This is a genomic window from Bradyrhizobium sp. dw_78 (genome assembly GCF_018449525.1).
In the GTDB taxonomy this organism is placed as follows: Bacteria; Pseudomonadota; Alphaproteobacteria; order Rhizobiales; family Xanthobacteraceae; genus Bradyrhizobium.
The window spans coordinates 171,287-193,288 of the sequence record NZ_JAAVUS010000003.1 but is presented as its reverse complement, the minus strand read 5'-3'; the positions used below and the strand labels follow the sequence as shown (position 1 = coordinate 193,288).

The following is a 22,002-nucleotide window of genomic DNA, read 5'->3' as shown; positions in this document are numbered from 1 at the left end:
TAGCGATCATGGCGATGGCATGAGTCCGACTTTAATTCCAGCCGCTGTGCTTGTTGCGATCACCGTGATCGGCATCCTCGCCTTACGTCGCTTTCCGGACCGCATCCGTCTCACATTCGACTCCGCGGTATTCGCGGCGATCAGCATCTATCTTCTGAGACGGGGCGTTTCTCCGATCTTTCCGCCTCCCAGCGGGCCGCTCGACAGCGCGGCGTTGTGGATGCGAGCGATCGGAGGCGCCTGGTGGTTGCTGGGGGCCAGGATCATTGTCTCGCTTCTCTGGCTCAGCTTTCACCGTGATCGACGCGCGCGCCAGACCACGCTGTTTTCCGATCTCTTCGGCGCCGCCATCTACATCGCGACAGCGCTTGTCGTCCTGAATTCGGTATTTGCCCTTCCGGTCACCGGTCTTTTGGCGACATCCGGGGTGTTAGCGATTGTCCTTGGCCTCGCGCTGCAGAATACCCTCGCCGACGTATTTGCCGGAATGGCCGTTGGCGTCGAGGAGCCGTTCGGTGTCGGTGACAGAATTCAGATTGACGACAAGATCGAAGGACAGGTCGTGCAGATCAATTGGCGATCGATCCGCATTCAGACTGACGGGGATGATGTCGCGATCATTCCCAACAGTCATATCGCCAAGGCCGAGATCATCAACAGAAGTGTTCCTCGCCAGCGCCGGGCAGCGTCCGTCGAGATCTCGTGTCCTGAACGTGCGAATCCGGAAAACATCATTGATACGCTCCAGCAAGCAACCCTGCTCTGCCCGAACATTCTCAGAATGCCTGAGCCAACGGCGGTTCTCATCCAACTAGGATCAAAGCGAAACGTCTATAAGATCTCGTTTTTCGTGGAGAGCACAAAGGATCTCTCGCCGGCAAAGGATCTGCTTCTCAGGCGCGCGCGCCAGCAGCTTTATTATGGCGGGTTTCTTGAAAAGAAACGTCAGCACGGTGAACCCGATAAGATTTCGTCAACGACAACCGACTTGGCGCGCAGACTCCTTCATGGCCTTGTTCTATTCGAATGTCTTACGGCACAGCAGATAGACGGCCTCGTCGACAAACTGAAATCGCGCTTAATTGAGCCCGGCGAAAAGCTCTTCGTTGAGGGAGCCGCGGACACCAATCTCTATGTCGTTGCATCAGGCATACTGGAAGTCACGCGACAGACCGAGGCGGCTGCCGCCGAGACCATCGGTTGCATTGGAGCTGGAGAATATATCGGTGAAATCGGTCTCTTTACGGGAACGCCTCACGCCGCGACGGCGACGGCACGTACATATTGCCGGATCTACATCCTGCCTCACGACGCCATCGCGCCATTGATCTCGACGGATCCCGAACTGGCATCTGCATTCGAAAAGTCGGCGAGGCACGGGCTGGATATCCTCCATCGGCAAGCCATGACCCGCGCGACCGAGAATGTCGACATGGGCGGCCGGCTGCTGCCCCGCATTCGAAACTTCTTCCATTTTGAGTCCGATCGGGACGGATCGATATGACCGGACCGCAACCCCTGGCGATCCCGGATCGGCGGCGCCGATCGCCCTTCGCACACAGCCTTTTCAAGGCGCGGACGGGTTGAACGGAGAAACGGTTGATTTCATTACGCAAAGCGCAACAGGCGCGCTGGCGATCCCGGGAAGACTCGAACTTCCGACCTACGGTTTAGGAAACCGTCGCTCTATCCGGCTGAGCTACGGGACCGGAGACCCGCGGTCAGACGCGGGCGCAGGACGGGTCCATAGCAGAACGGGCGCATGATCGCCAGTCCTTGCCGGCCGCGTATTGGTCCGGGTCGCAGGCCGGTTTGCCGGAAAACACTCTATTATTTCGGTCGACCGCGGCACCCGACAACGAGGTCGGCCAATGCTTGACCGGGCTTCGCCCTGTTCGCGAGATCCGGCAATGATGCTCCGCTGATACGGCTGTCAGCTCAGTGGTCAAAAGCACCATCGAGCAGCTGTTGCCTCGGTCAAAAAGGGGCATGATCTCCAATTGCGGTCCGACGTCGGCGACGAATGAGTCCGAAAGTCTCGCCGTATGCAATCAAGCAAATTAACTCTCAAAATGCACATCAATTAGACGCAGAGGGTGATAAGCGTGTTGTCCGTGAACGTTGTAGCGCCACGCTGCCGATAATATCGGCGGCCGTCAGGGTGGCACCTCCGGCAGCGCATATCTGTTTCTTAGCTCAAAATAAATACGTGTTTTGACCCTCAGCTCTGGGTGAAAAAGCTAGTTTCGCGCGCGTGCCGTTTGCCAGACACTTTTTGTCACGAGCGACAAATGAACTGCTGGTAGTGGCAAGCGTGACGATCTTTATGCTTGTCGAAATCCAACCCTGCCAATGCCGGTAGCGGTTGCAAACTGTACCATCCGCAGTCCATCCCCGGTGTCGAACATTGACCAGAGGTGAGAAATGACTGCCAAGGATGAAAAAGACAATCCGACAACGTCTCCCAAGCGCGTCAATCGGCGATCGTTTCTGAAGGCAGGCGCTGCCGTTGCGGGATCAGGCGTCATCACCGGTTTTCCGACCATCTGGGCGCAGGAGATCAAGGATATCGAGTTGCGCCACGTCGGCGTCTCCTATTCCGTCGTGAAGGCGATCGGCGATCAGGCAGCGAAAGATCTCGGCTTCAAGGTGACGATGCAGAATCTCGACACCTCGGCGGCCATCAATCGATTCATCACGCAGCCGAACAGCGTCGATATAGCGGATCTCGAGGGCTGGCAGGCCAAGCTCGCCGCCAAGCGCGGCGTTATCCAGGGTATCGAAGCCAAGAAGATCGCGGAGTTCAATAATTTCCTGCCGATCTTCACCAAGGGAGAGCTCGACGGACACAAGATTCCCCGCCAGGGCATTTCACCTTACGAAGCGCTCTACATCGAGAAACATGATTCGACGGAATTGCACGACGGCGTCACGGATTGGTTGACCAACGTTCCGCAGGTCTACAATGCCGACTCCATCGGCTATCGGCCGGACCTCGTGGGTCATACCGTGACCGAATGGAAAGACCTGATCGATCCGAAATTCAAGGGCAAAGCCGCCATCCTCGATGTCCCTGCGATCGGGATCATGGACGCGGCGCTGTGTTTCGAGAGCGCGGGCCTGATCAAATACGGCAACAAGGGAAACATGAGCAAGAAGGAGATCGACTTCACCTGCGACAAGTTGATCGAACTGAAGAAGGCCGGACAATTCCGCGCCACCTGGACCACGTTCGACCAGTCGGTGCAGTTGATGGCCGCCGGTGAGGTCGTCATTCAATCGATGTGGTCGCCGGCTGTCGCCGCCGTCCGGGTGAAGCAGATTCCCTGCACCTATGCCCCGGTCAACATCAAGGACGGCAAGGAGGGCTATCGCGGCTGGTGCAACGGCATGGGTCTGATGAAGCATCTGACCGGCAAAAAGCTGGATGCCGCCTATGAATACATGAACTGGTACATGTCGGGCTGGCAGGGCGCGTTCGTCAGCCGCTATGGCTACTACAGCCCGGTCCCCTCCACCGCAAAGAAGTTCATGACCCCGGCCGAATACGCCTTCTGGTACGAAGGCAAGCCCGCCCCCGAACCCGTCACCGATCCCTACGGCGTGCCGATGGAGGTGGCCGGCACGGTCCGCGACGGCGGCTCCTTTGTCGATCGCGTCACCAATATTTCGTGCTGGAACACGCTGATGGATGAGGCGGCTTACATGAACAAGCGCTGGAACGACTTCAAGGTCGCCTGATCGACCTTCGTCGGCAAAGCTTCCGGTCGGTCAATGCCGACCAGAAGACAAATCCAGAGGCCTTTATGACCATTTCCCGACCGATACAGAGCTGGCTCTATATCTCGCCGCTGATGCTCGTCCTGATACCCTTCTTCGTCTTGCCTATCCTGGTGGTGCTGGTCGCAAGCGTGTTCGAGACCGACGGTTTCGGAGGCCTGATTCCGACGTTCACGCTTGCGAACTATGCAACCGTTCTGACGTCCGGACTGACGTTCAATCTCTATCTCGAAACCATCAAGTTCACGGTTCTCACCTGGTTCTTCACGCTGCTGCTTGGCTTCTTCATCGCGTATTTCCTGGTCTTCCACGTCCGCAATCCGTTGCTCGCGATCGGCCTGTTTCTGATCTGCACGGTTCCGTTCTGGACGTCGAACATCATCAGGATGATTTCGTGGATTCCGCTATTGGGAAAGGAGGGGCTCATCAACTCGGCGCTGTTGCGGCTTGGCCTCATTCGCGAACCGCTTGAATTCCTGCTGTATTCGAGCTTCGCCGTCGTCGTCGCCTATGTGCATCAGCTGACGATCTTCATGATCGTGCCGATCTTCAATTCGATGGCGCGGATCGACAAGCGGGTGATCGAGGCGGCGGTGGATGCGGGGGCCAGCCGTTTCGACATCATGCGGCTGATCGTGGTGCCGCTCTCCAAGAGCGGGATCGCGCTGGGGTCGATCTTCGTCATTTCGATCGTGATGGGCGATTTCTTCGTCACCAAGGTGATGTCCGGCGGCGGATCGGCCTCGGTCGTGGGCGCTTTCTACGAGGACATCTCGGTGCTCCAATATCCGGGCGCCGCGGCAAGCGCGATCGTCCTGACCGTGATCCTGCTCGCCGTGGTCTCCTTCATCCTGCGCACCGTCGATATCCGCAAGGAGATCACGCAATGAGCGCGACGCCGCACACCGCCGTGATGGATCCTCCGCGCGTCAGCAAGAAGGCCATCGCGCCGAGCCGCGGTGGCCGGCCGTGGACGTTCTATGTGCTGGCTGCGCTTTTTACATTTTACGTCATCGCGCTCTATGGTCCGATGATCTGCATCTACATCCTGTCGTTCCAGGATGTTCGCGGCGGGCTGGTGTTCCCGATGAAGGGACTGTCGCTGCACTGGTTCGTCGACCTCTTCACGCAGGTGAGGACCGGCGACGTCAAGGGAGCATTCGATCGTTCCATCAAGCTGGCCATAGTGGTGACCGCGATCACGGTGGTGGTCTCGTTCATGGCCGCGATGGCGTTTCGCCGCCGCTTTCCCGGAGACAATATCGTCTTCGCGCTGATGATCGGCAGCCTGGTGGCACCCGGCCTGGTGCTGGGCATCGGCGTCGGCCTGTTGTTCAACGCGATCGGCATCGATACCTCGCCTTTCGGTTCCGCGCTCGGGGCGCAACTCTCCTGGACGCTGCCGTTCGGCGTGCTGGTGATGTTCGCGGTGATGTCGAGATTCAATCCGGCCTGGGAAGAGGCCGCGCGCGATCTCGGGGCGACGACCTGGCAAACCATCCGGCTGGTGATCATTCCGGTGCTGGCGCCGGGGCTGGTCGCCGTAGCGCTATTCGGGTTCACGCTTTCCTACGACGAGTTCGCCCGCACCCTGCAAACGGCCGGCCCGCAAAACACCTTGCCGCTGGAGATATGGAGCATGACGCTCAATGTCACGTCGCCGTCGCTCTACGCGCTGGGAACCGTCACCACGATCATTTCCTTTGTCATCATCGCTGCCGCGCTCGGGACCATCGTGTTCATGCAGCGGCGGCGAAGCGCCCGCGCCAACGAAAACTGACTGGAGTAACGGCAATGGCGGTCAAGCGCGGAGACATCGAGCTTGCGGGTCTCACCAAGAGCTACGACGGCGTGCATACGGTGGTGCAGGGCATCAACCTGAAAATTCCGGACGGCGCCTATTGCTGTTTCCTTGGGCCATCCGGCTGCGGCAAGACCACGATCTTGCGCATGATCGCGGGCCACGAGGATCCGACCGACGGCGAGATCCTGATCGGCGGCGAAGACGTCGTGGGATTGCCGCCGGTCGAGCGCGGCACCGCAATGATGTTTCAATCCTACGCCCTGTTTCCGCATTTGACCGTGCGCGACAATATCGCCTTCGCATTGCGGATACGGGGCATGAGCAAGGCGGACCGCTATCGCCAGACCGATGCGATGATCGAAAAGGTCCGGCTGACCGAACTTGCCAACCGCCTGCCGGCGCAACTCTCCGGCGGGCAGCAGCAGCGTGTCGCGCTGGCCCGGGCGGCCATTACCGAGCCGCGCGTGCTTTTGCTCGACGAACCGCTCTCGGCCCTCGATGAACAATTGCGGGTGCGAATGCGGGTCGAGCTGCAGCGGATGCAGCGCGAGCTCGGCATCACCTTCGTTCACGTCACCCATTCGCAACTGGAGGCGATTGCCCTGGCCGACATGGTGGTGGTGATGGATCGCGGGCAGATCATGCAGGCGGGACCAGCGCGCGATGTCTACGCCACCCCCAGGGATCGCTACGTCGCCGAATTCCTCGGCGGTCAGAACGTGTTTTCCGGCCGGGTCGGCGCCATCTCCGGTGACCGCGTCAGTCTCACGGCCCCGGAGATGAAGGCGGTCGCGGTGCCGATCGGCAACTCCCGCGTCAGCCAGGGCGACACGGTAGACGTCGCCGTGCGGCGCGACGATATCGATCTCGTCCGTCCGGGCCTCGATCTGGCGGCGGACAGGTCGTCGCTGGCGAGCCGGGTTCTGGCGGTCGAATACCAGGGCAACTTCGTCAAGGTCATGCTGGACGCGATCGGCACCGACGAATTCGTCGCCTATGTGCCGGAGCGCACCTACTTCCGGGACCCGTACACGATCGGGGATGTGGTGCTGGCGGCGTGGCCGACCAGCCTCGGACGCCTGCTTTCAAAAACAACGGCACTATCCGCGTAGATTAAACCAGAACAGGGGATCGGCTATGGTGGACTATGAAATCTTCGAACTCGGCGATGTCACTTTGCAGTGCGGGCAGATCCTGCGCGGCGCCAAGATGGCCTACAAAACCTATGGCACGCTCAATGCGGCCAAGGACAATGTGATCGTCTATCCCTGCTGGTATTCCGGAACGCATCTGGAGAACGAGTGGCTGATCGGGCCCGGCATGGCGCTCGATCCCGCAAAGTATTTCATCATTATCCCGAACATTTTCGGCAATGGCCTGTCGACCTCGGCGAGCAATACACCGGCTCCGTTCAACGGCTCGCGCTTTCCGAACATCACGGCCTATGACAATGTCGTGCAGCAGCAGCGCCTCGTCGTCGAGAAATTCGGCATCAAGAAAATCAAGCTCGTTACCGGCTGGTCGATGGGCGCGCTTCAGACATTCCATTGGGGCGCCATTTTCCCCGACATGGTCGAGCGGATATTGCCGTTCCAGGGTTCGGCGAAATGCTCGCGGCACAATTTCGTCTTCCTGGAAGGCGTGAAGGCGGCCCTTCAGGCCGATTCCGCCTATATGGACGGCTTCTACAAGGATCAGCCCGCCAAGGGCCTGCGTGCGGCAGCGCGCGTCTATGCCGGCTGGGGCCTTTCTCAGACCTTCTATCGCCTCGAAGCCGATATCAAAAAGTTGGGCTACGCTTCGTTGGAGGATTTCCTGGTCGGATTCTGGGAAGGCTGGCTGCTTTCCAAGGACGCCAACAACCTGTTGACGATGCTGTGGACCTGGCAGTACGGCGACATATCCAACAACCCGATCTATGGCGGCGACTACGTCAAAGCGCTGTCGGCCATCAAGGCCAAGGCCTTCGTGATGCCGGCCTCCACCGACCTGTACTTCCCGCAGGAAGACAGCGCCTTCGAGGTCAAGCACATGCCGAACGCCGAACTGAGAGTGGTTGAGACCTATTGGGGCCACTTCGCCGGCGGTCCGGGCACCAGTCCCGACGACATCAAGGTTCTGGATGCTGCGCTTAAAGAGCTTCTTGCCAGTTAAGCGAACTTCAAGGCATCCATAAAGGCGAATTGTGCCCGGATATCAGATCGATTTCCGGACATTGCGGGTGCCGGCCGCGATCGCGCCCGGCCGGTCTGGTTCGGGGCGGTTTTGACTTAACCTTCCATTGGTCCGCGATCCTGTCAGCCGGCATCCCGGATGACCCGATCCGGTATGACCGCGGCCGGGAAGCGTGCTATCCTCGCCGGCATCCGCCTGGATCATCGTCAGCAGCACGGCCGCATCATGTCCTCTTCAGACGGTTTGACCGGCGCGGGAGACTTGTCTCTTCGCCGCCGAAAAAACAGAAGCTCTCCGCTCCTGCTCCTGGCGACGGGATTGCTGCTGTTTGCCGCCGCCGTCGGCATCGCCCTCATGATCATGCGACCGACGACCCTTCGAATCGCCGTGGGGCCATCGGGCAGCGACGACCATGATCTGGCTCAGGCGCTGGCGGAAACCTTCGCCCGCGATGGTGATCCGGTCCGGCTCTCGGTGATGACCACCGCCGGCCCGATCGACAGCATCGCGGCGCTCCGGGCGCGCAAGGCCGATCTCGCGGTGGTGCGAAGCGATGAGGAAATGCCCGACGGCGCCGAATCCGTGGCCATCCTGCGCAAGAATGTCGCGGTATTGTGGGCTCCCGCGCGGAAGGGATCCGGCAAGCCGGCCAAGCCGAAAATCAAGGCCATCGGCGATCTGGCGGGCCACCGCGTCGGCGTCGTCGGCCGGACCCAGGTGAACATCACGCTGCTGCGCGTCATCCTGAAGGAATCCGGCGTCGATCCCGACAAGGTGGCGATCGCGCTATTCAACCCGAACCAGATCGCCGAGATGGCGCGCGATACCACGATCGATGCGTTCATGACGGTCGGCCCGCTCGACAGCAAGGTCACCTCCGAAGCCATCGCAGCGACCACGCGCGCCAGGGGTGAGCCGACCTTCCTGCCGGTCGACGTGTCGGAAGCGATCGCCTCGCGGCATCCGCTTTATCAATCCGAGGAGATTCCCGGCAGCGCGTTCAGCTCATTGCCGGCGCGGCCCGACGACAAGATCGAGACGCTCGGGGTCAATCATCTGATCGTGGCGCCAAAGTCGCTGTCGGAAGGCACGGTCGCGGCGCTGACCCGGCAGCTCTTTGCGGCGCGGCCCTCGCTCGCGAAGGAAGTGCCGAGCGCGGCGAAAATCGAGAAACCCGATACCGACAAGGATGCCGCGGTGCCCGCGCATCGCGGCGCCGCCGCCTATATCGACGGCAATGAACGCTCCTTCATGGACAATTACAGCGACTATATCTGGGGCGCTGTTTTGCTGTTTTCCGTGCTGGGCTCGGGCGTCGCGGGGGTGCGCCACTACGTGAAACGCGACGAGCGGAAACTGAACATCCTGCACCGCGAAAAGCTGCTCGCCGCGATCGGGCTGGTGCGGCAGATCGATTCCATCGAAGAACTCGACGCCCTGCAATGCGAGGCCGACCAGTTCGTTCGCGAAACGCTCGAATGCTATGACGACGGCGCGATCGAGCAAGGCGATCTCGCCGCCTACAGCCTCGTGCTCGATCAGTTCCATCACGCCGTGGTCGACCGGCGGGCCGCGCTCGGCGCAACCGCGGCCAACGCCAACTCCATGCCGCGCATGCGCGCAAGCTAGAGCTGGATAAATTTTCTTCGAAGCATCATCCAGCTCCCGGATAACGTCCGATCAATAGATCGCCGGAACGTACATGTCGGGCGGGATTTGATCGCGGTGGTAGGCCGGATTGTGGACGCGTTCCGGCAGGACCACCTGTTCGTGCGGGACTTCCTGATAGGGAATCTGGCTGAGAAAATGCGAGATGCAGTTGAGCCGCGCCCGTTTCTTGTCCACGGCCTCGACCACCCACCACGGCGCCTCGGGCGCGTGCGTCCGCCGCAGCATGATTTCCTTGGCCTTTGTGTATTGCTCCCAGCGCGCCCTGGCCTGCACGTCCATCGGGCTCAGCTTCCATTGCTTGAGCGGATCCTGGATCCGCATCAGGAAGCGGAATTGCTGCTCTTCGTCGGTGATGGAGAACCAGTATTTGAGCAGCACGATGCCCGACCGCACCAGCATCCGCTCGAAGTCCGGCACCGAACGGAAAAACTCCTCGTACTGCTCGTCGTTGCAGAAGCCCATCACCTTCTCGACGCCGGCACGGTTGTACCAGGAACGGTCGAACAGTACGATTTCCCCGCCCGCGGGAAGATGCGCGACATAGCGCTGGAAATACCATTGCGTGCGCTCGCGCTCGTTCGGCGCCGGAAGCGCGGCGACGCGGCAGATGCGCGGATTGAGACGCTGGGTGATGCGCTTGATGACACCACCCTTGCCGGCGGAGTCGCGTCCTTCGAACAGGACCGCGACCTTGAGCTTGTGGTGCTGGACCCAGCTTTGCAGCTTGACCAGTTCGCCCTGGAGCCGGAACAGCTCCCTGAAATAGACGTCACGATCCAGGGTCTCGCGCGTTTCATCGCCGGCCTGGAATGGCTCCAGCCGGCTTTCGTCGAATTCCATTTCGAGCTCTTCGTCGAGGCTGTCCCGCATGTCGGCGTCGATCCGCGCGCGCAGGGCTTCATCGCTGGTGATGTCGGAATGGCTCATCTTCAGGAGTCCTCCATTGGCAATTCCATGCGGTTCGCGCCGCACAATTTCCATGACCGGTGACGGCGTTGTGACAGGATCCGGTTCCGGCGGAATGGCCGTTTGCAATCCGGCCATGACCGGCGGCAGGGCGCGCCAAAACCGACATCAGGGCGGAGATGGAGGCCGATGGGGATGTGTTTCACCCACCACACGGGGTAAAAAATTCTCGCAACTCGGCCGGGAAAAACATCCGGTACCCGGTGACAAATCGGCGAATAATGGCGACAATTGGCTAACGTCGCGGCGGCCGGGCTATCGCGGCCGTTTTGACCCGTCTGGGGAAATTTGTCCGTGATTACATTGCGTTGGCCCGCCTTGCCGATCGCTGCGGTGGTTGGTTGCATATTGTTGCAACCGTCGCTGACGCATGCGCAATGGTGGTCGCATACGCCAAAGGACTTCGAGGAGTGCGCCGACGCAGCCGAGAAGGCCGCGACCAAGGAGGACAAGACTTCGGCGCTGACCCAATGCAACGCGAAGTTCGCCGGACGCCGCAAGCCCAGCGGCGGCTACACCTATTACGACTTCATGCAGAACCGCAGCTTCGACATCGCCGGTCCCAATCCGACGCCGGAGGAGCAGAAGCATATCGACGAGCAATATACCGAATTTCTCGATCGGCAGCGTCGCGACAACATCGCCGCCGCATTCGCCGCGAAACAACAGCAGCAGCAAGAATTGCAGCAGGCCATCTTCAAAAATGAGCCAGCCAGGGTTCCGCTGCCGGTGCAGGCGCCCAACAAGCCGCTGGCCGTCGCCGCCAATTCGAAGATGCTGGCCAGGGCGCGCTATTGCGCGCAGCATACGTTCTCCTGCCAATGGCCGCGGCTTTCCGAACGCATCAGCGATCTGAAGAAGATGCTGTTCGGCTCGACCGCGAGCAAAGCCAAGCGCGGCTGAATCGCGTCGCCGTCATCCGTGATCGCCAGTCATCCCGGCCGCAGCGGCGCCGGTCAATGCGAAACGTGGTGCGTTCTCCTGACGCGGCGCCGGTGAACCCGCGGGGCCAGCGCGGGCGCCGCATCCCAATTCAGAGGCGCGGCCCGCTGCTCCTGCAATCTCGCATCATACCCCGGCGATGGCGTCACGGTCGGCGGCGCGGCGTTCGCCGTCACCGCCAAGGCGAGCAGCCCAAAGGCCGCACCGGCGCAAGCCGTGCAAACTCGTTTCATGCCCTGTCTCCGTGCTCGGTTCAGAATCATTTCCGAATTCCGTTAAATGTTTGGCATAATTGGTTTTGGAATTTTCCTTTGGAATTTTCGTTGGCAACTGCGTTTGGAAGCCTTGGAAATAATCGCCTGGGACTTTGTTTAGCAGGGTTTTCGGCCACGGCGCTCGTACGGCCGCCCGCCGCCGGCGCGCAGCCGCGCCTTGTAACCGTCATGACGTGCCGTTATGTTTTCGCACGGGGCTGACACGCGAGCGGCAGGAGAGAACCATGGGTTTACTCGACGTACTCAACGGCATGCAGAACGGCCCGCGCGGTCCGAGCACCCCAAGCGACCAATCGTCCGGCGGAGGAATGTCGCCGATGACCATGGCGATCCTCGGCCTGCTGGCCTGGAAGGCCTTCAAACATCTCACCGCAAGCCAGCCCGGCGCGGCGCCGCAATCCGCGCCTTCATCGCCCGCGCCTACCTCACTGCCCGGCAACGTAGCGGGCGGCGGTCTTAGTGGTGGTGGTCTTGGCGGTAGCCTTGGCAACGTTCTTTCGGGCGGTCTCGGCGGCTTGCTCGCCGGCGGCGCCGCGGGAAGCGTCATCAGCGGCGGACTCGGCGACCTGCTCAAGCAACTTCAGCAGAACGGCCACGGCGAAACCGCCAATTCATGGGTCGGCAATGGCCCCAACAAGCCGATTTCGCCGGGCGATCTCGCCAACGCGCTCGGCGCGGATCAGATCGACCATCTGTCGGCGCAAAGCGGCCTGTCGCGCGACGAACTGCTCCAGGGCCTCAGCCAATATCTGCCCGGCGCGATCCATCATCTGACGCCGGACGGACGGCTGCCGACCGACAACGAACTGTCCGGACGGCTTTGACGCGAAAAAAATAGCCGGCTTTTTTAGCTGCCTGTTCAGGAAAGGATGATTGCCATGAGCGGAATTCTCTGGATCATTATTGTCGGCTTCGTCGCCGGGATTATCGCGCGCCTGCTCTCGCCGGGCCCGAACAATCCAAGCGGCTTCATCCTCACCACCATCCTCGGCATTGCCGGCGCGTTTCTGGCGACCTTCATCGGCCAGTTGATCGGCCATTACGGTCCCGATCAGGGCGCGGGCTTCATCACCGCCACCATCGGCGCACTGGTGGTGCTGTTCATCTGGAACCGGCTGGTGGCGAGCCGCGTGATTCCCGACCTGGGAAATAAGTGACGGCCATAGCGTTTTCGAGCGAAGCGGATTCCGGTTCGCGTCAAGAAAACGCGTCAAACAATATATGAGAGCATGGTTCTGATTGAATCAGAACAGAGCAGGCTCGACCGTCATTCCAGAATGCGCCTTCAGGCACGGACCCACAATAACAACTTAAACCCTCACGTAATCAGATGCGCGCCGGCGTCGATCCGCATCATCTCGCCGGTCACGTTGCTCGATCGCGGCGTGGCGAGGAAATAGACGAGGTTGGCGACATCGTCGGCCGTTGAAGCGCGCTTGAGCGGCACTTTCGCGACCACGGCATCGCGCACCTTGGCCGCGCCCTCGACACCGCGTCCCTTGGTGAACCACGGCGTGTCGATATAGCCGGGACAGACGGCGTTGACGCGGATCAGCGGCGCCAACGCCCGGGCCAGCGACTGGGTCATGGTGTTGAGCGCACCCTTGCTCGCGGCATAGGCGACCGACGAGCCGATGCCGCTGATGCCGGCGACCGACGACACGTTGACCACCGACGCGGCAAGGCCGGACGCCTTGGCGCCCGCTTCCAGCAGGCCTCGCGCCGCCCGGACCATCTGGAACGGGCCGATGGTGTTGACGCCGAACAGCCGCTGGAAATCCTCCGCCGACAGGCCGTCGAGATTGTCATGCACCATGTGCTTGGTGATGCCGGCATTGTTGATCAGGGCATCAAGGCGTCCCCAGGGCGCCGCCGCCGCGACGATCTTGCGGCAGTCCTCGTCACGCGATACGTCACCCTGCACGACCACGACCTCGCCGCCCTCGCTGCGGCAGAGATCGGCGGTCTGTTCGGCTTCCTTCTGGCTCGATGCGTAATTGATGACGATGCGCGCACCATCCTTGGCCAGCATGGCTGCGGTCGCAGCCCCGAGGCCGGACGCAGAACCGGTGATAATCGCGCACAAACCATCCTTCGACATCCGCACTTCCCCTATCTGATCTTGGGCAGTCCCATCCGCCGCGTCGGCGCGGTCTACCATATTGTGCGGCGGATTGCCCGCGAATCCATCAAAGTTCGCTCTGCGGAATTAATCCAGTTGCGACTGTGACTTATGCCGGTCTCGCAGGCCGCCCTGCGACCACCGGCGCTTGTCATGCGGGTGGCTTTTCCCCATCATGCCATGCAACAAGAGGCGTCATCCGAAACCCGGCGGGACCACCCCGCAGAGCGCCGGGCGATGCGGATCGTAACGAGGAACGCTGTGGCGGAGAGTGAGAATATTGTTGCCGAGACCGCGGAAAAGATTTTCGCCGATCTCGCCGACACCCAGACCATCAATCATGACAAGGAAGGCCGTTGGAAAGAACCGCTGTGGCGGGCGCTGACCGAAGCCGGATTGCCGCTGTCGTGGGTCCCGGAAGATTGCGGCGGCTCGGGCGCGAGCCTGGCCGAAGGATTCAGCGTGCTGAGCGCCGCCGGGCGCTTTGCCCTCGCCGTGCCGCTGGCCGAGACCATGCTGGCGGGATGGCTGTTGTCGCAAGCCGGGATCACCTCGCCGGACGGCGCGATGACGGTCGCGCCGGCCAATCCAAAAGACCGCATCGCGCTGAACCCCGACGGCACCCTGTCCGGCCGCGCGCGCGGCATTCCCTTTGCCAAGGACGCCCGGCACATCGCCGTGCTGGCAACCGGCAGCAACGGCGCCTCGATCGCGCTGGTCGAGGCGGCGGCGGCCCGGATCGAAGCCGGCCTCGGGCTGGGCGGCGACAACAGCGATACCGTGACCTTCGACAAGGCCCGGCCGTCCGCGATCAAGCCCGCACCGAAGGATTTTGACCAGAACAGCCTGATGCTGATGGGCGGGGTGGCGCGCAGCCTGCAAATCGCGGGCAGCCTGGAATCGATCCTCGACATCAGCGTGCGCTACGCCGGCGAGCGCGTCGCGTTCGAAAAGAAGATCGCGAAATTCCAGGCGGTACAGCACAATCTGGCGCGGCTCGCCGGCGAATCGGCGGCGGCGCTGGCGGCCGCGACCTCGGCCGCGGACGCGATCGCCAACGCGACCGCTTTCAACGACGAGATCTTCCTCGAAGCCGCATCCGCAAAAATCCGTTGCGCGGAAGCTGCCGAAAAAGGCGGCAGCATCGCCCATCAGGTCCACGGCGCGATCGGCTTCACGACCGAGCACATCCTGCACCGCTATTCGCTGCGTGCGCTGGCCTGGCGCGATGATTTCGGCTCCGAAAGCTATTGGGCGGTTGAACTCGGCAAACGGGTCGCGGCGCGCGGCGCCGACGAATTGTGGCCGCTGGTCGCGGCGCGCTGATATCCTGAGAAAGTCGAGCCTTTAAAATGACCGCAGCCCTTCGTTTCGATCCGATCCGACTGCCGAGCGAATGCGAGACCTTGCGCAAGGAAGTGCGCGCCTTCCTCGCCGAGGAGATCGCCGCCGGCACCTTCGATCCGCATCAGCCCGACCGCGAGGATGCCGACGCGCCGGAATTTTCCCGCCGGGTCGGCGAACGCGGCTGGCTCGGCATGACCTGGCCGAAGAGATATGGCGGCCATGAGCGTTCGTTCCTCGAACGCTACGTGGTGACCGAGGAAATGCGCGTCGCCAACGCCCCGACACGGCGCTTCTTCGTCGCCGACCGGCAGAGCGGCCCGGTGCTGCTGAAATACGCGCCCGAGCACGTCAAGCTGGACATCCTGCCGCGCATCTGCCGCGGTGAGCTTTGTTTCGCGATCGGCATGAGCGAACCCAATTCCGGCTCCGACCTGTTCGCGGCGAAGACCAAGGCGACCAAAACCGACGGCGGCTATCTGATCAACGGCAGCAAAGTCTGGACCACCTCGGCGCATATGGCCGATTACATGATCGCGATCTTCCGCACCTCGCCGCCGACCAAGGAGAACCGCCGCCACGGCCTGACCCAGTTCCTGGTCGACATGAAGACACCGGGCATCAAGGTGAACCCGATCGGCCAGATCACCGGGCAATTCGAGTTCAACGAGGTGGTGTTCACCGACGCCTTCGTTCCTGACGATTATGTGCTGGGCGAGATCGACGGCGCCTGGAAACAGGCAACCAGCGAGCTCGCCTATGAGCGCTCCGGACCGGAGCGTTTCCTGGAAACCTATTACGTGCTCACCGAACTGGTCCGCGCGGTCGGAAAGAATCCGGATACCCGCAGCGCCGAAGGCATCGGGCGTCTGGTCGCGCAACTGCACACCATGCGGCGGATGTCGGTTTCGGTGGCGGGCATGCTGCAAGCCGGCAAAGAGCCGGTGGTGGAAGCCTCGATCGTCAAGGATATCGGCACGGTGTGGGAGCAGCAATTGCCGCAGCGGGTTCGCGATCTCGCCGCCTTTGTCGAGGAGGAGGCGAGCAACCGCGCGACGCTGGAACACCAATTGTCGTTCGCGATCAAGACCGCGCCCAAGCTGACGATCCAGGGCGGCACCACCGAAGTGCTGCGCGGCATCATCGCGCGCGGGCTCGGCTTGCGGTAGAGCGTTTTTGAGCGAAGTGGATACCGGTTCGCGTGAAGAAAACGCGTCAAAACAAGAATCTGGAGCGACGCACACTTTTCCAACCTCTCCCTTTGGGAGAGATCGGCGCTTTAGCGCCGGGTGAGGGGTTACAGACCAACGATAGACCGTAACTCCTCACCCCGGTCCTCTCCCATCGAAGTCGGACTTATCCGACTTCGATAATATAAAATCCTAACTCGGGTAAACCCGAATTAGGTGTGAGGGGGAGCACAGCACCGCTGCAGAGAGATTTGAAATCCACGGAGACCACCATATGAGCACCTACAAGGATATCGGCATCGAGAAGCACGGCCATGTCGGCCTGATTGAAATCCGGCGGCCGCCGTTGAATTTCTTCGACATCTCGCTGATCAACCAGATCGCCGACGCACTGGAGGAATTCGATCGCGACATCGAAATCCGCTCTTCCGTGCTCGCCGCCCAGGGCAAGGCGTTCTGCGCCGGCGCCAATTTCAACGATCCGGCGCCGCAGGAACAGGACGCCAGCGAAGCCAAAGGTGATCCGGCCGACGGCCTTGGCTCGATCAACCATCTCTACATCCAGGCGGTGCGTATCTTCCGCAACCAGAAGCCGATCGTCGCGGCAGTCCAGGGCGCGGCCATCGGCGGCGGGCTGGGGCTGGCAATCTCGGCGGATTTCCGCGTCGCCTGCCCCGAGACGCGCTTTTCCGCGAATTTCACCAAGCTCGGATTCCATCCGGGTTTCGGTCTGACCGCGACGCTTCCCGAACTGATCGGCAAGAACAATGCGGAACTGATGTTCTACACCAGCCGCCGCGTCACCGGAGAAGAAGCCTATCGATGGGGCCTTGCCAATGAACTGGTGCCGCAGGATCAGGTCCGCGCCGCAGCGTTGAAACTCGCCGGCGAAATCGCCGAATGCTCGCCGCTCGGCCTGCTTGCGACCCGCGCCACCATGCGCGCCGGCCTCGCCGACCGTGTGCTCGCCGCCACCAACCACGAACTCGCCGAGCAGACCCGGCTCCGTACCACCGAGGACTTCAAGGAAGGCATCAAGGCCACCGCGGAACGCCGCGTCGCCAATTTCAAGGCACGCTGAGTTTTTTCCGGCTGCAAGGGCCGGTGAATTTTTCCAACGTCGTTCCGGGCCACGCGATAGCGTGGACCCGGATGACGAAATCCGATGCAAGACTTCGGATCCAATCGGAACCTTCAATGCGGCCGCGACACCACCGTCAGTCCGTTCGACAGCGCGTTGCTGTCGACCGAGGCGATGGTGCGCGCGATGAATTGCGGCAGGCCGGGGACCACCGCGAGATTCGGGAACACCTTCCGCACCAGAAACCCGTGCAGGCTCAAATCCTTCTTGATCCGCAGCACCTCGTAATCGGCTGCCGAGAAACAGATGCGCGCTGCCCGCTCGTTGAAATAGTTCCAGTGATCGACGAAGTAGGACAGCGGCCGGTTATTGCCGCGAAGCCGGGCCCAGGCCAGTTCGGTCTTGCGTCGCCAGCTGCCTTCGTTGGGAAAGCGGAAAATCAGCACGCCGTCGTCGGCGAGCAGGGCCTTGAGCGACCGCAAGGTGCCGACGGGATCGAGCATATGCTCGAACACCTGATCGGACACGATGCAATCGAAGCGATGGGGGCCGAGCACGTCGCCGATCTTGCGCCAGTCGCCGGACACGATGGTGACGCCGTTCTCGCGCGCCACCTGGGCGCGGGCGGGATCGCCCTCGAAGCCGACCACGTCGAAGCCGCGCTTCATCAGCATCGGCAATAGCTGCGAGGCACCGCATCCAAGGTCCAGCACGCGCCGTCCCGGCGCCCAGCGTTCGATCAGCGGAATGATCGAATAGGGGTAGTCGTTCTCGTCGAAAATCCGTTTCCAGGCGAAATGCGCGCGCTGCTGGGCGACCCGTTCGGGCGATGAAAAAGTGTCCGCCGCCTCGTCTTCGACCTTTTCGATTCGCCCGGGCCGGTCGGCCACGAAGCGGCCGGTGCAGGAACCGCATTCATAGACCAGATAAAGCCGCCCGCTGCTGTCCTCGAGCGCACGCAACTGCGTATCGTGAATATCGTCCGAGGCGCAGAACGGGCAATGCGAAACGATCTCAGCCTGTGTTGGTGTGACGCGAGAGTTCATTGCGAAACCTCCCTTCAACCACAACGCGTTTTAATGCAGTTCCCGCGTGATCGCGTTCCCTGAGAATGGAACTACGCAAAAAAACCGGCTTTCTTTAGGAGAATTTCAGGCGAGATTTGCGCGCATCATATCGAATGAACCCGCGGCTTGACCGTCATCCGCGCCACGGTGCGCGAATGGCCGCGTCACGCTCGAGGTTCCCGATCATGATCAATGACCTGAGAACGCCGGCTTGCGCTTTTCGACAAACGCCTTGGCGGCTTCCTTATGGTCCGCGGTTTCGCCGGCGCGGGTATGATGAATCGCCTCGGCGTCGAAACAGGCTTCCAGCGACAGGTGCTCGGCGTTGTTGATGTTGCGCTTGATGTAGCCCAGCGTCACCGACGGTCCCTGCGCCAGCGACATCGCCAGTTCATGCGTTGCGGCTTCGACCTCGGCGTCGGCCACAACCCTGGTCACCATGCCGAGCCCGAGCGCTTCCTGCGCCGTCAGCACCGGCGACAGCAGATAAAGCTCACGCGCCTTCGCGCTGCCGAGCAGATGGGTCAGGAAATAAGTTCCGCCGTAATCGCCTGACAGTCCGACCTTGGCGAACGCCGTGGTGATCTTGCAGGAGGCGCCGGCGACGCGGAAATCGCAGGCGAGCGCGATCGAAAGCCCGGCGCCGGCCGCCGCGCCATCGAGTTGCGCCACCACCGGCTTTTGCATCTGGTGAAGAATGCGCGAGACTTCCATGCCGCGGCGCAGATTGGCCATCTTGGCTTCGAACGGCAGCGGCGCGCGCGCCTCCGCCATCGACTTCACGTCGCCGCCGACGCAGAACGTGCCGCCGGCGCCCCGGAGCAGCACCGCGCGAACTTCATGGTCCTCGGCCGCACGCCGTGCCGCCTCGACCAGTCCCCTGGTCATGTCCGGATTGAGCGCGTTGCGCCGGTCGGGACGGTTCATGGTGATGGTGAGCAAACCCTGATCGAGGTTTTGCAGGACGATGTCGGTCATGCGGTGTTGCCTTTGTTGTTATTAGAACTCCGTCATTCCGGGGCGATGCGAAGCGTCCAACCCGGAATCTCGCTGTGATAGAGCCGTGCCAGATAATTTCTGGATTCCGGGTCTGGCGCTAACGCGCCATCCGGAATAACAGCCTTCGGCCATCATTTCTTCACCAGCGGGCAGCGCGACAATTCGAGCGGCTGGAACGCCTCGTTGCCGGGCACGGTCGCCAGCAGCTTGTAGTCGTCCCAGCGTCCCTTGGATTCCGACGGCTTCTTGACCTCGAACAGGTACATGTCATGCACCATGCGGCCATCCTCGCGGATCCGGCCGTTCTGGGCGAACATGTCGTTGATCGGCGTCTCCTTCATGATCTTCATGACGGCGGCCGGGTCGGTGGTTCCCGCGGCCTTGACGGCTTGCAGATAATGCGTGACCGACGAATAGACGCCGGCCTGCGCCGAGGTCGGCGGCCGCTTCGTCCGCGCCATGAAGCGCTTGGTGAAAGCGCGGGTGTCGTCGTTGAGGTCCCAATAGAAGGCTTCGGTAAGCAGCAGGCCCTGTGCGGTCTCCAGCCCGACGCCGTCGATGTCGGTCACGAAGGCGAGCAGCGGCGACATCTTCTGCCCGCCCTTCATGATGCCGAATTCCGCCGCCTGCTTGATGGCGTTGATGGTGTCACCGCCGGCATTGGCGAGCCCGATCACCTTGACCTTCGAGGCCTGCGCCTGCAACAGATAGGAGGAGAAGTCCGACGTGTTCAGCGGATGGCGGACGCTGCCCAGCACCTTGCCGCCGGATTTGAGCACGACATTGCTGGTGTCCTTTTCCAGGTCGGCGCCGAAGGCGTAATCCGCGGTCAGGAAGAACCAAGTATCGAGGCCGGACTTCACCGCGGCAAGTCCGGTCACATTGGCCTGCGCGAACGTATCGAACGTGTAGTGGACGCTGTAGGGACCGCAGGCCTCGTTGGTCAGGCGGATCGAGCCGGGGCCGTTGAACATGATGATCTTGTTGCGCGCCTTGGCGATCTCGTTGGCGGCCAGCGCGGTCGCCGACGCCGCGACGTCGTAGATCATCTCGACGCCCTGCTGGTCGAACATGTCGCGGGCGATGTTGGCGGCGAGGTCGGCCTTGTTGAGATGGTCGGCGGCGATGATCTCGATCTTGCGGCCCAGCACCTCGCCGCCGAAATCCTCCGCCGCCATTTTGGCGGCCGTCTCGGCACCCGGACCGGTGATGTCGGCGTAAAGACCGGACATGTCGAGGATGCCGCCGAGTTTCAGCGGCGGCTTGTCCCTGGCGATCTCTTGCGCCATCGCCGCGGTCGCGACGTGGGCTAGCAGCGCCGCGACAATTCCGGAAAACACGCGCTTCATCAATACTTCCCCCCTGCGAACGGGCCGCCTTGTCGCGGCCTCGAAATCTGTTGTTGCGATCATGCCGCAAGCGACAGGCAGCGGCAAGCCGCGGCCAGATCGGTCGCCCGATCTTTTCCTCCAAACGGAATACAGGCGGTGCGGGAAGTGTTGTAGAAATAAATCTTGTGCGAACATGGCGTGATGTTCCTGTCGGCAACAACAATCGAATTCCGGCGCACGGCTGGCGCGGCCCTTACGCTCGGCGGCCTTATGGTGGCGGCCGGCGCTGCGCACGCCGCGGCGGGTTGCGCCTTCGAGGTGCTGGGCGAAGGACGCGTCACTGACATCATCGATACCCGCACGCTTCGCCTTCAGGATGGACGCGACGTCCGCCTCGCCGGCATCGAGCCCGCCGCAACCCAAGACACAAAGGCGAGCCGCGTGGCGGCGCTGGCGGCGATCCTGGCCGGCCGCGAGGTGACGCTGCGCGGCGACGACGATACGCCCGATCGTTACGGACGCGAGCCCGCTTTCGTGTTTGTCGACGGGTCCGAGACGCCGGTGCAGGTCGCGCTGCTGGCGCAGGGCGACGCGCTGGCCGCGGCGAACGTGATGGACAAGGACTGCGCCGCGCTGCTGGCGGCGACCGAAGCGGCGGCGCGGCGGGACAGACGCGGGATCTGGGCCGATCCGTCGGCCATAAAAAACGCGGAAAGTCCGGGCGATATTTTGGCAGGGGTCGGGCGATTCACCTTGGTCGAGGGCAAGGTTCTGTCCGTCCGGCAGGCGGGGTCTACGACCTATCTGAATTTCGGACGGAACTGGACACGGGACTTTGCTGTGACTATTCCAAAGCGCATGATAGCGGCCTATGAGGCCGCTGGGGTTGCGCTCAAGTCATTGGAAAATCGGCGCGTTCGGGTGCGGGGCTTTATCGAGGCCCGTGGCGGACCGCGAATTGAAGCGCTCCGGGTGGGGCAAATTGAAGTGCTGGACGAAAATTAGGGCATGATCCGGAAAAGTGGATACCGGTTTTCCGAAAAGGTCATGCCCAGACAAAGAGATAAAATCGTGATCCGATTCAATCCGATCGGATCACGATATAGGGCATGATCCGGCGGGCCGCGTTGGCGCGACGCGGAATCCGGTTTTCGGACAAGATGATGCCCAAACGAGAGGCCGAAGCGGAGGTTTGATCGCGGACAAGCGATCAGACCCTCGCCGGCGGAAACAAGAGCGGCGGCGGTGTCGAAGC

General features: G+C 61.8%; 20 protein-coding genes and 1 tRNA gene. 14 read left to right on the top strand and 7 right to left on the bottom strand.

The window, feature by feature from the left end:
* Nucleotides 1–19: 19 nt before the first annotated feature.
* Nucleotides 20–1,504 (top strand): mechanosensitive ion channel family protein, encoded by a 1,485-nt coding sequence (locus HB630_RS10040; RefSeq protein ID WP_213772085.1) that lies wholly within the window; start codon nt 20–22, stop codon nt 1,502–1,504.
* A 128-nt stretch (nt 1,505–1,632) separates the two neighbouring features.
* On the opposite strand, the gene HB630_RS10035 is transcribed toward HB630_RS10040, so the two are convergent.
* Nucleotides 1,633–1,709, bottom strand: a tRNA-Arg gene (locus HB630_RS10035).
* Between the two features lie 715 nt (nt 1,710–2,424).
* Between HB630_RS10035 and HB630_RS10030 the strand changes: the two genes are divergently transcribed.
* The 6 genes from HB630_RS10030 to HB630_RS10005 all read left to right on the top strand — a co-directional run bounded on the left by HB630_RS10030 (nt 2,425) and on the right by HB630_RS10005 (nt 9,388).
* On the top strand, nt 2,425–3,741 hold the full coding sequence (locus HB630_RS10030; RefSeq protein WP_213772084.1) for a PotD/PotF family extracellular solute-binding protein: 1,317 nt from the start codon (nt 2,425–2,427) through the stop codon (nt 3,739–3,741).
* Nucleotides 3,742–3,806: 65 nt separating this feature from the next.
* Complete coding sequence (locus HB630_RS10025; RefSeq protein WP_213772083.1) at nt 3,807–4,670, top strand: ABC transporter permease; 864 nt, start codon at nt 3,807–3,809, stop codon at nt 4,668–4,670.
* On the top strand, nt 4,667–5,560 hold the full coding sequence (locus tag HB630_RS10020; RefSeq protein ID WP_213772082.1) for an ABC transporter permease: 894 nt from the start codon (nt 4,667–4,669) through the stop codon (nt 5,558–5,560). Before HB630_RS10025 ends, HB630_RS10020 begins: the two co-directional genes overlap by 4 nt.
* Before the next feature lie 14 nt (nt 5,561–5,574).
* The gene (locus HB630_RS10015) at nt 5,575–6,696 is read left to right on the top strand and encodes an ABC transporter ATP-binding protein (protein ID WP_213772081.1); all 1,122 of its coding nucleotides are present in this window, start codon (nt 5,575–5,577) and stop codon (nt 6,694–6,696) included.
* A gap of 25 nt (nt 6,697–6,721) precedes the next feature.
* A complete protein-coding gene (locus HB630_RS10010) occupies nt 6,722–7,738 on the top strand; it encodes an alpha/beta fold hydrolase (protein ID WP_213772080.1) in 1,017 nt (338 codons plus the stop codon).
* Nucleotides 7,739–8,077: 339 nt separating this feature from the next.
* Complete coding sequence (locus tag HB630_RS10005) at nt 8,078–9,388, top strand: TAXI family TRAP transporter solute-binding subunit (RefSeq protein WP_346656064.1); 1,311 nt, start codon at nt 8,078–8,080, stop codon at nt 9,386–9,388.
* A 51-nt stretch (nt 9,389–9,439) separates the two neighbouring features.
* Here the strand turns inward: HB630_RS10005 and ppk2 are convergent, their stop codons facing one another.
* On the bottom strand, nt 9,440–10,357 hold the full coding sequence (ppk2, locus tag HB630_RS10000; RefSeq protein ID WP_213772079.1) for a polyphosphate kinase 2: 918 nt from the start codon (nt 10,355–10,357) through the stop codon (nt 9,440–9,442).
* 333 nt (nt 10,358–10,690) lie between these two features.
* Between ppk2 and HB630_RS09995 the strand changes: the two genes are divergently transcribed.
* Nucleotides 10,691–11,299 carry a hypothetical protein gene (locus tag HB630_RS09995; RefSeq protein ID WP_346656063.1) on the top strand — a complete coding sequence of 203 codons (609 nt, stop codon included), beginning with the start codon at nt 10,691–10,693 and terminating at the stop codon, nt 11,297–11,299.
* Nucleotides 11,300–11,352: 53 nt separating this feature from the next.
* Here HB630_RS09995 and HB630_RS09990 read toward each other — a convergent pair whose 3' ends face one another.
* Nucleotides 11,353–11,571, bottom strand: a complete 219-nt coding sequence (locus HB630_RS09990) for a hypothetical protein (protein WP_213772078.1) — start codon at nt 11,569–11,571, stop codon at nt 11,353–11,355.
* Between the two features lie 266 nt (nt 11,572–11,837).
* Here HB630_RS09990 and HB630_RS09985 point away from each other — a divergent pair, with 266 nt between their 5' ends.
* Both HB630_RS09985 and HB630_RS09980 read left to right on the top strand, forming a co-directional pair.
* A complete protein-coding gene (locus tag HB630_RS09985; RefSeq protein WP_213772077.1) occupies nt 11,838–12,437 on the top strand; it encodes a YidB family protein in 600 nt (199 codons plus the stop codon).
* Between the two features lie 54 nt (nt 12,438–12,491).
* Nucleotides 12,492–12,770 (top strand): GlsB/YeaQ/YmgE family stress response membrane protein, encoded by a 279-nt coding sequence (locus HB630_RS09980; RefSeq protein WP_213772076.1) that lies wholly within the window; start codon nt 12,492–12,494, stop codon nt 12,768–12,770.
* Between the two features lie 161 nt (nt 12,771–12,931).
* Here HB630_RS09980 and HB630_RS09975 read toward each other — a convergent pair whose 3' ends face one another.
* Nucleotides 12,932–13,714, bottom strand: a complete 783-nt coding sequence (locus HB630_RS09975) for an SDR family oxidoreductase (protein WP_213772075.1) — start codon at nt 13,712–13,714, stop codon at nt 12,932–12,934.
* Nucleotides 13,715–13,996: 282 nt separating this feature from the next.
* Here HB630_RS09975 and HB630_RS09970 point away from each other — a divergent pair, with 282 nt between their 5' ends.
* The 3 genes from HB630_RS09970 (at nt 13,997) to HB630_RS09960 (ending at nt 17,350) form a co-directional block, all read left to right on the top strand.
* On the top strand, nt 13,997–15,061 hold the full coding sequence (locus HB630_RS09970; RefSeq protein WP_213772074.1) for an acyl-CoA dehydrogenase family protein: 1,065 nt from the start codon (nt 13,997–13,999) through the stop codon (nt 15,059–15,061).
* A gap of 26 nt (nt 15,062–15,087) precedes the next feature.
* The gene (locus HB630_RS09965) at nt 15,088–16,248 is read left to right on the top strand and encodes an acyl-CoA dehydrogenase family protein (RefSeq protein WP_213772073.1); all 1,161 of its coding nucleotides are present in this window, start codon (nt 15,088–15,090) and stop codon (nt 16,246–16,248) included.
* Between the two features lie 295 nt (nt 16,249–16,543).
* Nucleotides 16,544–17,350 carry an enoyl-CoA hydratase/isomerase family protein gene (locus tag HB630_RS09960; RefSeq protein ID WP_213772072.1) on the top strand — a complete coding sequence of 269 codons (807 nt, stop codon included), beginning with the start codon at nt 16,544–16,546 and terminating at the stop codon, nt 17,348–17,350.
* Between the two features lie 113 nt (nt 17,351–17,463).
* Here HB630_RS09960 and HB630_RS09955 read toward each other — a convergent pair whose 3' ends face one another.
* The 3 genes from HB630_RS09955 to HB630_RS09945 form a co-directional block, all read right to left on the bottom strand.
* Entirely contained in the window at nt 17,464–18,396 is a 933-nt protein-coding gene (locus tag HB630_RS09955; RefSeq protein ID WP_213772071.1) for a class I SAM-dependent methyltransferase, read from the bottom strand.
* Nucleotides 18,397–18,606: 210 nt separating this feature from the next.
* Complete coding sequence (locus HB630_RS09950) at nt 18,607–19,395, bottom strand: enoyl-CoA hydratase (protein ID WP_213772070.1); 789 nt, start codon at nt 19,393–19,395, stop codon at nt 18,607–18,609.
* Nucleotides 19,396–19,547: 152 nt separating this feature from the next.
* Nucleotides 19,548–20,765, bottom strand: coding sequence for an ABC transporter substrate-binding protein (locus HB630_RS09945; RefSeq protein ID WP_213772069.1), 1,218 nt, complete (start codon nt 20,763–20,765; stop codon nt 19,548–19,550).
* A gap of 252 nt (nt 20,766–21,017) precedes the next feature.
* Here HB630_RS09945 and HB630_RS09940 point away from each other — a divergent pair, with 252 nt between their 5' ends.
* Nucleotides 21,018–21,752: a thermonuclease family protein gene (locus tag HB630_RS09940; RefSeq protein WP_249780802.1), complete on the top strand. Its 735-nt coding sequence runs from the start codon at nt 21,018–21,020 to the stop codon at nt 21,750–21,752.
* Nucleotides 21,753–22,002 lie beyond the last annotated feature (250 nt).

Coding starts and splice junctions, on each gene's coding strand:
- HB630_RS10025 (WP_213772083.1), top strand. CDS start 3,807: ATGACCATTTCCCGACCGATACAGAGCTGGCTCTATATCTCGCCGCTG.
- HB630_RS09990 (WP_213772078.1), bottom strand. CDS start 11,571: ATGAAACGAGTTTGCACGGCTTGCGCCGGTGCGGCCTTTGGGCTGCTC.
- HB630_RS10015 (WP_213772081.1), top strand. CDS start 5,575: ATGGCGGTCAAGCGCGGAGACATCGAGCTTGCGGGTCTCACCAAGAGC.
- HB630_RS09950 (WP_213772070.1), bottom strand. CDS start 19,395: ATGACCGACATCGTCCTGCAAAACCTCGATCAGGGTTTGCTCACCATC.
- HB630_RS09985 (WP_213772077.1), top strand. CDS start 11,838: ATGGGTTTACTCGACGTACTCAACGGCATGCAGAACGGCCCGCGCGGT.
- HB630_RS09960 (WP_213772072.1), top strand. CDS start 16,544: ATGAGCACCTACAAGGATATCGGCATCGAGAAGCACGGCCATGTCGGC.
- HB630_RS10030 (WP_213772084.1), top strand. CDS start 2,425: ATGACTGCCAAGGATGAAAAAGACAATCCGACAACGTCTCCCAAGCGC.
- ppk2 (WP_213772079.1), bottom strand. CDS start 10,357: ATGAGCCATTCCGACATCACCAGCGATGAAGCCCTGCGCGCGCGGATC.
- HB630_RS10020 (WP_213772082.1), top strand. CDS start 4,667: ATGAGCGCGACGCCGCACACCGCCGTGATGGATCCTCCGCGCGTCAGC.
- HB630_RS09980 (WP_213772076.1), top strand. CDS start 12,492: ATGAGCGGAATTCTCTGGATCATTATTGTCGGCTTCGTCGCCGGGATT.
- HB630_RS10040 (WP_213772085.1), top strand. CDS start 20: ATGAGTCCGACTTTAATTCCAGCCGCTGTGCTTGTTGCGATCACCGTG.
- HB630_RS09940 (WP_249780802.1), top strand. CDS start 21,018: ATGGTGGCGGCCGGCGCTGCGCACGCCGCGGCGGGTTGCGCCTTCGAG.
- HB630_RS09945 (WP_213772069.1), bottom strand. CDS start 20,765: ATGAAGCGCGTGTTTTCCGGAATTGTCGCGGCGCTGCTAGCCCACGTC.
- HB630_RS09975 (WP_213772075.1), bottom strand. CDS start 13,714: ATGTCGAAGGATGGTTTGTGCGCGATTATCACCGGTTCTGCGTCCGGC.
- HB630_RS10010 (WP_213772080.1), top strand. CDS start 6,722: ATGGTGGACTATGAAATCTTCGAACTCGGCGATGTCACTTTGCAGTGC.
- HB630_RS09955 (WP_213772071.1), bottom strand. CDS start 18,396: ATGAACTCTCGCGTCACACCAACACAGGCTGAGATCGTTTCGCATTGC.
- HB630_RS09965 (WP_213772073.1), top strand. CDS start 15,088: ATGACCGCAGCCCTTCGTTTCGATCCGATCCGACTGCCGAGCGAATGC.